Annotated in this window: 13 protein-coding genes; 3 read left to right on the top strand and 10 right to left on the bottom strand. The window is 67.0% G+C overall.

The window, feature by feature from the left end:
• Positions 1 to 48: 48 nt before the first annotated feature.
• From AC3WRC_RS03490 to AC3WRC_RS03460, 7 genes are all read right to left on the bottom strand, one after another.
• Complete coding sequence (locus AC3WRC_RS03490) at positions 49 to 1,470, bottom strand: NAD(P)(+) transhydrogenase (Re/Si-specific) subunit beta (protein WP_492302913.1); 1,422 nt, start codon at positions 1,468 to 1,470, stop codon at positions 49 to 51.
• A gap of 13 nt (positions 1,471 to 1,483) precedes the next feature.
• On the bottom strand, positions 1,484 to 1,750 hold the full coding sequence (locus AC3WRC_RS03485) for a hypothetical protein (protein WP_165115899.1): 267 nt from the start codon (positions 1,748 to 1,750) through the stop codon (positions 1,484 to 1,486).
• The gene (locus AC3WRC_RS03480) at positions 1,747 to 2,094 is read right to left on the bottom strand and encodes an NAD(P) transhydrogenase subunit alpha part 2 (RefSeq protein ID WP_165115897.1); all 348 of its coding nucleotides are present in this window, start codon (positions 2,092 to 2,094) and stop codon (positions 1,747 to 1,749) included. The genes AC3WRC_RS03485 and AC3WRC_RS03480 overlap by 4 nt, the downstream gene beginning before the upstream one ends.
• Positions 2,095 to 2,098: 4 nt before the next feature.
• Positions 2,099 to 2,311, bottom strand: coding sequence for a hypothetical protein (locus tag AC3WRC_RS03475; protein ID WP_174085687.1), 213 nt, complete (start codon positions 2,309 to 2,311; stop codon positions 2,099 to 2,101).
• A complete protein-coding gene (locus AC3WRC_RS03470; protein ID WP_492302912.1) occupies positions 2,308 to 3,441 on the bottom strand; it encodes a Re/Si-specific NAD(P)(+) transhydrogenase subunit alpha in 1,134 nt (377 codons plus the stop codon). Before AC3WRC_RS03470 ends, AC3WRC_RS03475 begins: the two co-directional genes overlap by 4 nt.
• Before the next feature lie 130 nt (positions 3,442 to 3,571).
• Entirely contained in the window at positions 3,572 to 3,844 is a 273-nt protein-coding gene (locus AC3WRC_RS03465; RefSeq protein WP_017505952.1) for an aa3-type cytochrome c oxidase subunit IV, read from the bottom strand.
• A 76-nt stretch (positions 3,845 to 3,920) separates the two neighbouring features.
• The gene (locus tag AC3WRC_RS03460; RefSeq protein ID WP_492302911.1) at positions 3,921 to 5,714 is read right to left on the bottom strand and encodes a M3 family oligoendopeptidase; all 1,794 of its coding nucleotides are present in this window, start codon (positions 5,712 to 5,714) and stop codon (positions 3,921 to 3,923) included.
• 96 nt (positions 5,715 to 5,810) lie between these two features.
• On the opposite strand from AC3WRC_RS03460, the gene AC3WRC_RS03455 reads away from it, so the two are divergent.
• Positions 5,811 to 7,580 (top strand): DUF4153 domain-containing protein, encoded by a 1,770-nt coding sequence (locus AC3WRC_RS03455; RefSeq protein WP_492302910.1) that lies wholly within the window; start codon positions 5,811 to 5,813, stop codon positions 7,578 to 7,580.
• Between the two features lie 106 nt (positions 7,581 to 7,686).
• Positions 7,687 to 9,138 (top strand): sigma-54-dependent transcriptional regulator, encoded by a 1,452-nt coding sequence (locus AC3WRC_RS03450; RefSeq protein ID WP_492302909.1) that lies wholly within the window; start codon positions 7,687 to 7,689, stop codon positions 9,136 to 9,138.
• Positions 9,139 to 9,166: 28 nt separating this feature from the next.
• Here AC3WRC_RS03450 and AC3WRC_RS03445 read toward each other — a convergent pair whose 3' ends face one another.
• The 3 genes from AC3WRC_RS03445 to ykgO all read right to left on the bottom strand — a co-directional run bounded on the left by AC3WRC_RS03445 (position 9,167) and on the right by ykgO (position 10,152).
• On the bottom strand, positions 9,167 to 9,544 hold the full coding sequence (locus tag AC3WRC_RS03445) for a hypothetical protein (protein ID WP_492302908.1): 378 nt from the start codon (positions 9,542 to 9,544) through the stop codon (positions 9,167 to 9,169).
• A gap of 12 nt (positions 9,545 to 9,556) precedes the next feature.
• On the bottom strand, positions 9,557 to 9,832 hold the full coding sequence (gene gapR / locus AC3WRC_RS03440; protein ID WP_017505946.1) for a nucleoid-associated protein GapR: 276 nt from the start codon (positions 9,830 to 9,832) through the stop codon (positions 9,557 to 9,559).
• A gap of 194 nt (positions 9,833 to 10,026) precedes the next feature.
• Entirely contained in the window at positions 10,027 to 10,152 is a 126-nt protein-coding gene (gene ykgO / locus AC3WRC_RS03435; RefSeq protein WP_008263184.1) for a type B 50S ribosomal protein L36, read from the bottom strand.
• A 470-nt stretch (positions 10,153 to 10,622) separates the two neighbouring features.
• Between ykgO and AC3WRC_RS03430 the strand changes: the two genes are divergently transcribed.
• On the top strand, positions 10,623 to 11,906 hold the full coding sequence (locus AC3WRC_RS03430; RefSeq protein ID WP_492302907.1) for a lytic murein transglycosylase: 1,284 nt from the start codon (positions 10,623 to 10,625) through the stop codon (positions 11,904 to 11,906).
• Positions 11,907 to 12,453 lie beyond the last annotated feature (547 nt).

Here is a 12,453-nt window from a genome sequence, read left to right as displayed (position 1 = left end):
ATCGACAGAGGCGTCTGTGGGGCCGGTCTTGGGCGTGCTGGCCATGGCTCAAAGCCCCTTCACGATCCCTTCGACCATCTTCTTGGCGTCGGCGAACAGCATCATAGTGTTATCGCGGAAGAAGAGTTCGTTCTCGACCCCGGCATAGCCCGAGCCCATGCCGCGCTTGATGAACAGCACCGTGCCGGCCTTTTCCACGTCCAGGATCGGCATGCCGTAGATGGCGCTGGTCGGGTCGGTCTTGGCCGCCGGGTTGGTCACGTCATTGGCGCCGATGACGAAGGCGACGTCGGCGGTGGCGAACTCGGCGTTGATGTCCTCCAGCTCGAACACCTCGTCATAGGGGACGTTGGCCTCGGCCAACAGGACGTTCATATGGCCCGGCATCCGGCCGGCGACGGGGTGGATGGCGTATTTCACCTCGACGCCCTCCTCCTTCAGCTTGTCGGCCATTTCGCGCAGGGCGTGCTGGGCCTGGGCCACCGCCATGCCGTAGCCGGGCACGATGATGACCTTGGACGCATTCTTCATGATGAAGGCCGCGTCCTCAGCCGAGCCCTGTTTGACCGGGCGCGTCTCCTTGGCGCCGCCGGGATCCGCGGCCGCATCGCCGCCGCCGAACCCGCCCAGGATGACCGAGACGAAACTGCGGTTCATGCCCTTGCACATGATGTAGCTGAGGATCGCGCCCGACGATCCGACCAGGGCGCCGGTGATGATCAGGGCGATGTTCTCCAGCGTGAAGCCCAGCGCCGCCGCCGCCCAGCCGGAATAGGAGTTCAGCATCGACACCACGACCGGCATGTCGGCCCCGCCGATGGGGATGATCAGGGTCGCGCCCAACACTAGCGCGATCAGGAAAACGCCCCAGAAGGCCCAGGTCGCCGCGCCGTTCGTTCCGATCAGAATGCCGATCAGGAAGACCAGGCCCAGCGCTAGGCCGACGTTGATCAGGTGCCGCGCCGGCAAGATGATCGGCGCGCCGCTCATGTTGCCATTCAGCTTGGCGAAGGCGATGACCGAACCGGTGAAGGTAATGGCCCCGATGGCCACGCCCAGGCTGAGTTCGATGATCGACAGCGTCTTGATGCCGTTTCCGTCGTCGGACAGGATTCCGAAGGCCTCGGGCGCATAGATGGCGCCGATGGCGACGAGGCAGGCGGCCATGCCGACCAGGCTGTGGAAGGCTGCGACCAGTTGCGGCATGTCGGTCATGGCGACCCGCTTGGCGATCAGGCCGCCTGCCCCGCCGCCGACGATGACGCCGCCCGCGATCAGGGCCAGGGTCACGGTATCCAGCGCCCCCGTCGTGCCCAGCGTCAGCAGGGTCACGCCGATGGCCAGCGCCATGCCGACCATGCCGAAGGTGTTGCCCTGACGGCTGGTCTCGGGGCTAGACAGCCCCCGCAGCGAAAGGATGAACAGGACGCCCGAAACCAGATAGGCCAGTGCGGCCAGCGATGCGTTCATCACGCCCCTCCCCTCAAGACGTGCGGGCCAGCCGCCAAAGGGCGGCGGCGATGAACAGCGGGCCGATGAAGAACAGGGCCCATTCGAAAACGCCCAGCGGCCGGTCCTGCGTCACCACGCGAACCAGAATGGCCGAAAAGACCAGGGCGATGCCGCAGTCGTGCAGCCGCTGGCGCTTGATTGGGATTTTCGTCCCGAACCAGCCATACAGCCAAAGGCAGAAGCCGATGCCGGTCGCGACCCAGGATCCGGTGATGGCGATCTGTGCGGCGTCCGTCACGTTGACGCCTCGGGAGCGGCCTTGGCAGCGGGCCGCTCCTTCTTCTTGTACATGGCCAGCATCCGCCGCGTGACCATGAAGCCGCCGAAGATGTTGACGCTGGCCAGGGTGACGGCGAGCACGCCCGCGCCCTTGGCGATCCAGGCGCTGGGGCCGCTCGCGTCACCGGACACGGCCGCCGCCGCGATCAGGCCGCCGACGATGATAACGCTGGAAATGGCGTTGGTCACGGCCATCAGCGGCGTATGCAGGGCCGGCGTCACGCTCCAGACGACGTAATAGCCGACGAAGATCGCCAGCACGAAGATGGCCAGGCGGAAGACGGTGGGATCGACGTGTTCCATATCACTACGTCCTTTTTTTTGGTCGAGCCGGATCGTTTTTGGGTTCCAGCCCAAGACGGCGAGCCAGATCAACAGCGGCCAACATCGCCACCATCACGCCAGTATAAGCCGCAAAGTGCTGCCCTGAATGATCGACTTTCCAGAGGACTACCGCGACCGCACCTGCACCGGCGGCGATCGCAATGAGATGGAATGGGTGTTTCCAGATCGCGTTCATCCCCGCACCCCCTCATGCACCACGGCGCCGCCGTTGGTGACCACTGCCGCTCTCAGAATCTCGTCTTCGAGGTCCACCGACAGGCCGCCGTCCTTGATCAACAGACCCACAAACGCGGTCAGGTTGCGGGCGTAGAGGGCGCTGGCGTCGGCGGCGATGCGGCCGGGCAGGTTCGACCAGCCGACGATGGTGACGCCGTTCGCGGTGGTCACCACTTCGTTGAGCTTGGAGCCCTCGACATTGCCGCCCGCCTCGACCGCCAGATCGATGATGACCGAGCCGGGCTTCATCGAGGCGACATGGGCGGCGGTCAGCAGCACAGGCGCGGCGCGGCCGGGGATCAGGGCCGTGGTGATGACGATGTCCTGCTTGAGCACATGGGTCGCGGTCAGTTCGGCCTGTTTGGCCTGATATTCGGCCGACATGGGTTTGGCATAGCCGCCGGCGGTCTGGGCGTTCTTGAACTCCTCGTCCTCGACGGCCAGGAATTTGGCGCCCAGGCTTTCGACCTGTTCCTTGGTCGCGGGGCGGACGTCGGTGGCGGTGACGACGGCGCCCAGGCGACGCGCGGTGGCGATGGCCTGCAAGCCCGCGACGCCCACGCCCATGATGAAGACCTTTGCGGCGGCGACGGTGCCGGCCGCCGTCATCATCATCGGGAAGCCCCTGCCATAGGCATAGGCCGCCTCGATCACCGCGCGGTATCCGGCCAGGTTCGCCTGGGACGACAAGACGTCCATGACCTGGGCGCGGGTGATGCGGGGCACGAACTCCATGGCGAAGGCGGTGGCGTTGGCCCCTGCCAGGGCGTCGACGGTCGCCTTGTCGCGCCAGGCGTCCAGCAGGGCGATAACGACGGCGCCAGACTTCAGCGCGCTGGTTTCCTGAGCGGTGGGGCCGCGCACCTTCAGCACGATGTCGGCGCCGTCCAGCACGGCGCGGGTGTCCGGCTTCACCACCGCGCCGGCGGCGGCGTAGTCGGCGTCAGGAATAGAGGAGCCAAGGCCGGTCCCGGCCTCGACCGTGACGGTCGCCCCAAGGGCGATCAGCTTCTTGACCGTCTCGGGCGTGACGGCGCAGCGCGTCTCACCTTCGCGACGTTCACGGGTGACGGCGATAGCGACGGCCAAGCGAATCCCCTCGTTCTTTTCGTTGAACGAAGGTTAGGCCCTTCCGGAGCAGGCCGTCAAAACACGGTTATGCCAAAGCTTGGCGAGGGCGCGTGATTTAAGACCGCCGCAAGGCGATCCGATGCAAGGCTCAGTGCGCGGCGCCCGGCTTGGACTTCAGCGCCACGAAGCCGACGCCGCCCAGAACGACCGCGCCGATGACGGCGGCCATAAAGCTGCCGCCCGGGTGGAACCACAGCGTCAGGAACAGCAGCAGCACGGCGATGGCCAGGCTGCCCCACTTGGCCAGGTTCAGGAACAGGCGGTAGGTCGAGACCTGTTCGCGCACTTCCATATGGCCGTGCAGATAGGCTTGCGCATCGGCGTCGGCAGGTGCGTTGGCGGTGTCGTGCAGGTCGGCCATTCGTGGAATCCCCTCGTCGTTATCGCGGACTTACACCGAGGCGACCGCCCCGCTCAAGCCCGCAGTCATGCCTTGGTCAGGCCAGCGCCTCGAACTGATCGACCAGCCGCTCCAGCCTCTGACAGCCGACGCTCCAGAAGGCCGGGTCGCGCGGGTCCAGACCGAACGGCTTCAACGCCTCGACGTAGGTCCGCGATCCGCCGCCGGCCAACAGCTCGCGATATAGCGGCGTGAACCCAGCCGGGTCATTGCGTCGCGCCTCCATCAACGCCGCAACCAGCAGGTCCCCGAACGCATAGGCGTAGACGTAAAACGGCGAGTGGACGAAGTGGCTGACATAGGCCCACCAGTGTTCATAGCCGGGGTTCAGCTTGACCGACGGCCCCAGCGAGGCGGCCATTTCCTCCAGCCACAGCTGGTTGATCCGCTGCTGTGACACCTCGCCCTGCAGCCGCTCGTCGTGGAAGCGGGTTTCGAACCGGTGGAAGGCGATCTGGCGCACGACGGTGTTCAGCCCGTCCTCGATCCGACCGGCCAGCAGGCCGCGCTGCTCGGACTTCGGCGCGGTCGCCAATAGACGATCAAAAGTCAGCCCCTCGGCGAAGATCGACGCCGTCTCGGCCAGGGTCAGGGGCGTATCGGCCAGAAGCGTGCCCTGATCGGCCGCCAGGGTCTGGTGGACGCCATGACCCAGTTCGTGCGCCAGGGTCAGCACGTCGCGCCGCTCGCCCATCCAGTTCAGGAAGACATAGGGATGGCGGTCGGCGGTGACGGGGTGGGCGTAGGCGCCCGACTGCTTGCCCGGCCGCGCCCGGCCGTCGATCCACGGCTTGTCGAAGAAGCCGCCGGCCCGGTCGGCGAAATCGCCGCCCAGGTCCGAGAAACTGTCCAGCACGATCTCGCGCCCCTGGGTCCAGGTGAAGGCGCGCGGGGCGGTCGTTTCGATAGGCGCGTTGCGGTCCCAGTGGTCCAGGCGCGCCTTGCCCATCGCCTTGGCCTTCAGCGCATAGTAGCGATGCGACAGGCGCGGATAGGCGGCGGCGACCGCCTCGGCCATCGCATCCACGGCCTCGCCATCCACCTCGTTGCCCAGGTGACGGCTGTCGGCGGGACGTCTGAAACCGCGCCAGCGATCCTCCATCGCCTTGTCGGCGGCGACGGTGTTAAGCACCAGGGCCAGGGTCGGGGCGCGGGCGGCCAGCGCTTCGGACAGGCCCTCGGCGGCGGCCTTGCGACGCGCCGGCTTGGCGTCCGACAGGCGGTTCAGCGCCTCGGCCAAGGTCAGGTCCTCGCTGCCCGCCTTGGCACGCAGGGCAGCCAGTTGCTCATCAAACAGGCGCGGCCATTGGGCCGTGATCGGGCCGCGCTCGGCGATGAAGGTCTCCAGTTCGGCCGAAAGCTCATGCGGCTTCATCGCCCGCACGCGCCGCAGCCAAGGCCGCCAGCGCGCCGCGCTCGCATGGGCGATCAGCGCCGCTTCCAGCGCCGCATCGTCGATCTGATTGATCTCCAGCGTCAGCCAGACGGTCGGGGTGGCGATGGCGGTGATCTTCTCGCGCACATCGGCCTCGAATCCTTGCGCCGTCGCATCGTCGCGCGCGGTCGAGGCCGACAGGAAGGCGTAGGCGCCCAGCGCGCCCAGCACATCGGACGCCTGCTCATAAAGCTGAATCGCGCGGTCCAGCGCCTCGCCCAGCGCCTGGGCGTCCTGATCCGCCGCTAGCCGACCCTTCAGCCCGTTCAGAGCCTCGACCAGACCCCGCGCCTTTTCCAGATCGGCGGCGACCTTGGCGTCGTCGCGCGACGCATAGAGGTCGGTCAGGTCCCACAGCGGGGCTTCAGTGTTGGGCGTCTTGAAGGGAGCGTTCATGCCCCTGTTCTGGGGATGCGCGGCGACGGCCGCAACCGTCCCTTGCGCTTTCTCGGCGTCACGGCCCGTGCAATCCTGCCTTTCGGAGACGCGTGAATGACCGAAACCCTGCAGCATGACACCGGCCGGACGGGCCTTGGCGGGGCCTCGGCCCTGTTTGCGATTCGCCTGGCGACGGGTCTGGTTCAGGGGTTGGCGCTCTATCTGCTGTATCTGGCGGCCGACAGCCGCGTCTGGCCCGAAACCCAGCCGGTGGTGTTCGGCGCTCTGGCCTTGGCGGCCGGCTATGTGCCGGTGGTGGTTCTCGCCGGCGTCGGTCGGGTCAAAGCGCTGGCCCTGATCCTGTGGGCGGCGGCCGCGGCCGGCGTGCTGGCTCTGTTGGGCGCCCACGACGTCGCCCGCCAAGTGCTGAAGCCGCATGAGGAGCCGCCTTTCCTGAGTTTCCCCGTGCTGGCCTTCGGGGCGGCGGCTCTGTTTATCGCCCACCACCTGATCGTGCCCGCGATCCGCGAAAGACGCTGGATCGTCGACTATCCCGACTATTTCGACATCGCCTGGAAGGCGGGGGTACAACTGGCCCTGTCGCTGGGCTTCACCGGCGCCTTCTGGATCCTGCTGCATCTGGGCGCGGCCCTGTTCAAGATGATCGGCCTCGGCTTTCTGCAGCATTTGCTCAGCGAGGCGTGGTTCGCCATTCCGGTCACGGCCCTGGTCTTCGCAACCGCCGTCCAGCTGACCGACGTGCGCGACGGCCTGATCCGGGGGGTGCGGACGGTGGCCCTGATGCTGTTGTCCTGGCTGCTGCTGGTGATCACGGTCCTGGTCGGCGGCTTCCTTCTCGCCCTGCCCTTCACCGGATTGGACGGCCTGTGGGAGACGCGCAGCGCGACGGCCCTGGTGCTGTCGGCCGCCGCCGCCCTGATCGTGCTGATCAACACGGCCTATCAGGATGGGCGCGCCGACAATCTGCCGCCGGTCGTCCTGCGATACGGCGTGCGGGCCGCGTCCGCCCTGATCGCGCCGCTGATCGTTCTGGCCGCCTGGGGCCTGGGCTTGCGGATCGGCCAGCACGGCCTGACGCCCGATCGGATCATCGCCGTCGCATGCACCCTGATCGGCTTGGTCTATGGCGCGGGCTACCTGCTGGCGGCCGTAAAGCCGGGCGGCTGGATGAAGCCGCTGGAGCGGACCAATGTCGTCGCGGCGGTTCTGGCGGTTCTGGTCATCCTGGCCCTGTTCAGCCCGCTGGCCGATCCCGCCCGCCTCGCTGTGCAGGATCAGGTCGCTCGGTTGCAGCGTGGGGCGGTGTCCGCAGACACCTTCGACTATGACTTCCTGCGCTTCGAGAGCGGCAAGGCCGGTGAGACGGCGCTGAGACGTCTGGCCGCCTCAACCGATCCACGCATCGCGCGAAACGCGCGCGCCGCCCAGGCTCGCCCGTGGCCGTCAGGCGATACAGCGCAGGGACGGAAAGAGCGCAAGGCCGCCATCCGCCTGAAGGCCGTCGATGGCCAATCCGTGCCCGCCAGCTTCGTCGACCAGTTGGATGCGCAGGTGGACGTGCTGTTCAGTTGCAATGCGGAAGCCCCCTGCGTCGTGCGATCAATGGACCTGAACGGCGATGGACGAACCGATCTGCTGGTCGCCACGGCTCGTGAAATCGTCGCCTTCGATCAGGACGCCCAGGGCCAGTGGCGCGTGACGGGCCGATACGGCTTCACCTGCGGGCGCAATGCCGAACGGATGAACGAGGGCCTGTCGAAGGGCGTCGCGACGGCGCCGGCGGCCCTGCCCGACCTGGTTGTCGACGGCCAGAGATTGCGCGCCAGCCCCGAGGTGCGATGCGACGCAACAGAGCCGCGTTAACGGGACGCTCACCACGCCGTGTCACCCGATTTTCACCTCGCCACCCTAGGAATCGTCCCGAAACGATCCATCCGTGACGGGCTGGGCGACAGGACAAGGGATTTTCATGGCCAAGACCATCCTGGTCGTTGACGACGATCCGACCCAGCGCCGGTTGATCCAGGCCGTGCTGGAGCGGGACGGCAACGCCGTGGTCCATGCCGCCAGCGGCGGCGAGGCCATCGACCGGATGACGCGCGGCGGCGGGGCCGACCTGATCCTGCTGGACATGGTCATGCCCGAGATGTCGGGGCTGGAATGCCTGGCCGAACTGCGCAGCGCCGGGGTCAATGAGCCGGTGATCGTCCTGACGGCCAACGGCGGCATCGACATGGTGGTGAAGGCCATGCAGGCCGGGGCCCAGGACTTCTTCGTCAAACCGGTGGGCCCGGAACGCCTGTTGGTCGGCGTGCGCAACGCCATGCAGATGAAGCGCCTGACCGCCGAGGTCGGGCGCCTGACCAAGCGCGTCCAAGGCCGCACCAGCTTCGACGATATCGTGGGCGACAGCCCGCCGATGCGCATGGTCAAGGCGCTGGGCGCCCGGGCCGCCAAATCCTCGATCCCCGTCCTGATCACCGGCGAGAGCGGCGTCGGCAAGGAGGTCATCGCCCGCGCCCTGCACGGCGCCAGCGACCGGGCCGGCAAACCCTTCGTCGCCGTCAACTGCGGCGCCCTGCCCGCCAATCTGATCGAGTCCATCCTGTTCGGGCATGAGAAGGGCGCCTTCACCGGCGCCGTGGACAAGACGCTGGGCAAGTTCCGCGAGGCGGACGGCGGCACCCTGTTCCTGGACGAAATCGGCGAACTGCCGCTGGACATGCAGGTCAAGCTGTTGCGCGCGCTGCAAGAAGGCGAGATCGATCCCGTCGGCGGCAAACGCCCGGTCAAGATCGACGTGCGCATCGTCTCGGCGACCAATCGCGACCCGGCCCAGCAGGTCAAGGACGGTGCCTTTCGCGAGGACCTGTTCTATCGCCTGAACGTCTTCCCGATCGAGGCCCCGTCCCTGCGTGACCGCCGCGAGGACATCGCGCCCCTGGTCGATCACTTCATCGCCCGCTTCAACGCCGAGGAGGGCAAGCGGATAGCCGGATGCGCGCCCGAAACCCTGGCCCTGCTGCAAGGGTTCGACTGGCCCGGAAACGTGCGACAGCTGGAAAATGCGGTGTTCCGCGCCATCGTGCTGGCCGATGCGCCCTTCCTTCAGCCGCACGACTTCCCCGCGATTTCGGGCGTCGCCGCGCCAATGCCCGACGCCCGGCCCCTGAAGGCCGCCACAGCCGCCGGCGCTCAGACCGACGCCGCCGCGCAGGTCGATCAGCCGATCCGTATCCTGGACGAGCGCGGCCATCTGCGCACGCTCGAGGACATCGAACGCGACCTGATCCAGCACGCCATTGAGGTCTATGCCGGGCACATGAGCGAGATCGCACGCCGCCTCGGCATCGGCCGCTCGACCCTGTATCGCAAGGTCCGCGAACAGGGGCTGGAAGGTCAGCTCAAGGAAGCGGGCTGAGTCTCTCGCAATTTATGGGGTGAGCTGATCACTCCGACGGCTTCCTGCCCCACCGCCGTTTCGGCTCTTCGCCATTGGCCTTGGCGGTGATTTCTTTCAGCTTGCGGCCCTGCATGGCCGAGAGGGCCTGGCCCGGCGCGCCCTTTTCGGGGTCGGCGAAGGCGCGGCCGTGGGTTTTCACACGCTCGCTGACCGAATCGATGAACTCGCCCTCCCATTCGGACAGCGAAACGCCCGCCTTGTCCGCCGCGCGGCGAGCGCGTTTCAAGGCATTCAACGCAGCGCGTTTAGCCGCCTCGCGCTGCATCTCGAAGGGGCTGGGCAGCGGCTTCTTGTTGGCGCCATCGCCCTTCAAGCCGCCTGATCGCGACAGCCCGCCTCCTGGCTTGAAGGGGGTGCGCTTCAAGCCGGGTCAGCCTCAGATCTCGCCGAGCGCCGACAGGTAGAGGTCCAGGATGGCGTCCTCTTCCTGACGCTTGGCCTTGTCCTGCTTCCTGATGCGGATGACCTTGCGCAGGATCTTGACGTCGTAGCCCTCGCCCTTGGCCTCGGCGAAGACCTCCTTCATGTCGGTCATGACGGCCTGCTTGTCCTCTTCGAGGCGCTCCAGGCGCTCGATGATGGTGCGAAGGCGGCCCTGCGCCGTGGCGGTGAGAACGTCGGAACCACCGTCGAACGAGGCGTCGTCAGCCATGGGAATACTCCAGAAATCAGGCGCGGACGCTAACCATGCGGACAGGCGCGCGACAACCGCCAACACGAAAAAGGCCGCGGACAGAAATCCGCAGCCTGTGGATCGTCATCTTTCAAGCGCGCTATCGCCCTTCGGGCTGCTTGAGCGCGACCCAGCGTGCGCACGCCGCCGAAGCGGCGCGCAGCGAACGCTGCTTAGCCCTGCTTCGCCTTGAAGCGCGGGTCGGTCTTGTTGATGACGAAGACGACGCCCTTGCGACGCACGACCTTGCAGTCGCGGTGGCGGGTCTTCAGCGACTTGAGCGAGCTACGGACCTTCATGGTCGGACGTCCTGAAAGAAACCAATAAGAAAGCCGCTGACCCGGTCGGATCGCGGCGGAGGCGGTCGTATAGAGAGAGGGGTTCGGAAGGTCAAGCCGCCAAAGGCCGAAACCGCAGAAAACCCAGGCCCCGCCTGCCTGGCGACGCATTTTCTTACACGTGCTCAAGTAGCGCGAAGCGCGATAGCACGACAAAAACTATGGAGGCCTGACCTCCGAGTCGAACGGAGGGTTTACGGGGTTGCACGCCCGCCGCGTCGCCGCTCCGCCATCAGGCCGTCAGAGGTGGTGCGTTATTACGACACACACGTCTAAGGCGTCCAATACAAAGGTGGTTAACGGCGCGCCTTACACCCGAGCGGGGAACGGCGAGGCAACGCATTCGCGCCGCGCGCGCTTTAGGGCGTCGAAATGGCCGTTCGCGCGGATGTCATTTCGTGTCTGACCCCGGGGGCTCTAGTTTGAATCTCATGCGCTTTTCCTACCGCCTTCTCCTGATCGGCTGCGTCTCGGCCTGCGCGCCCATGCTGCCCGAGCCGCAGGTGAACCTGCCGACGCCCCAGCCTCAGCCCCAGGCGGGCGCGCCGGTCACGACGCCAGCCCCCGCCCCCCAGACGCCGCCGTTGGCCGCCTATGACCAGCAGGGTTTCGAGGGCTGGAAACAGGGATTTCTGGCGCGCAAGGGCGGCGCCCGCCGCGCGGACTACGCCCGGGAACTGGAGGGCCTGACGCCCGATCCGACGGTGATCCGCCTGGATCGCAACCAGCCTGAGTTCTCCAAACCCGCCGGCGCCTATGTTCAGAATGCGGTGACCCCGGTGCGAATCGCCCAGGCCAAACAGCGCATAGACCGGGTGCCGTGGTCGGTGGTTCAACGCTTCGGCGTGCCCAGCGAAATCCTGGTCGGCGTCTGGGCTCAGGAAAGCGCATTCGGTCAGGTGCAGGGCGACTATGACGTGATCCGCTCGCTGGCGACCCTGGCCTATGATGGTCGCAGACGCGATTGGGCCGAGGGGCAGCTGAAGGACGCGCTGGACATCGTCGTGGACGGCCGGCGCGAGCGTTCGGGCCTGAAGGGCAGCTGGGCCGGGGCCATGGGCCAGACCCAGTTCATGCCCGACAACTATCTGCGCCTGGGCGTGGATCAGGACGGCGACGGCAAGGTCGATATCTGGCGCGACGACGCCGACGCCCTGGCGTCCGCCGCCAACCTGCTGGCCCAGGCCGGCTGGAAGCGCGGTCAGGGCTGGGGCTATGAAGTCACCTTGCCCTCCGGCTTCGACTATGCCGAGGCGGAAGGCCCGAAACACAACTGGGCCTATTGGGCGGCCAAGGGCGTGCGCCTGGCGCAAGGCGGCACCCCGAACGGCGCCGAGGCGCTGGAAGAGGCGACCATCCTGCTGCCGCAGGGCGCGAACGGTCCGGCCTTCCTGGCCCTGCCGAACCACTATGTGATCCGCCGCTACAACAACTCGGTATCCTACGCCCTGGCGATCGGCCTGACGGCAGACGGGATCATGGGCAAGCCGGGGCTGACCAAGGCCTGGCCCAACGATCCGTCGATGACGCGCGATCAGCGTATCGGGGCGCAGCGCGCCCTGACCCAGCTGGGCTACGACACCCAGGGCGTCGATGGGGTGATCGGCTCCAACACCCGCGCGGCCCTGCGTCGCTGGCAGATCGCCAACAACCGGATCGCCGACGGCTATCTGACGCCGACGCTCGCGGACGAACTGATCCGCCGGACGAACTGAGGGCGTAAATCCGGGCATGATTCGGCGCTCCTGCCTTTTACCGGGCGGAGGGATGGAGGGCTGGGCGGAGCGCCGGGCCTTCGCCCGGAGTGTGAGTTTATAAGTAGCGTTTCGACGAAGGGTATGACGCTCCGCGCGGGGGGTCGGCCTGCAAGCTCGGGGCGCCGAGCGGTGGCGGTCTTATCGCCTAACCCCATAAGCCTGCGACGGGCGGGTCGGAGCAGCGATCCCCGATCCCCGGTGCGGCCGAGTATCCCCCTCGACCCTGCGACGCGACTGCGGACGCCGGGGCGATCCCCCGACCGATCAGCCCCGGCGCCGCGATGGGATTTCACCATCGCCCCCGTTCCCTCCGCTCTCGCCGCCGCAAGGTCGCAGGCCAGGCGAGCCCTCCATGCGACGAGACGGGGGCATTATGGCGCTGTTTGACCCCTGGGATGGGAGACGGGGGACATAAATCGGCAAGCGGTTGAAATCGCAGGAAACGGACCAGCGGCATTGCGATGGCTGAGCATCGTCTCCTCCCCATGTCATGGGGAGGTGGCTC

The sequence above is a fragment of the Brevundimonas sp. EU05-FHT14B07 genome, assembly GCF_058790795.1.
The sequence above is the reverse complement of the archived record's forward strand: the minus strand, read 5'-3'. Positions and strand labels throughout refer to the sequence as shown.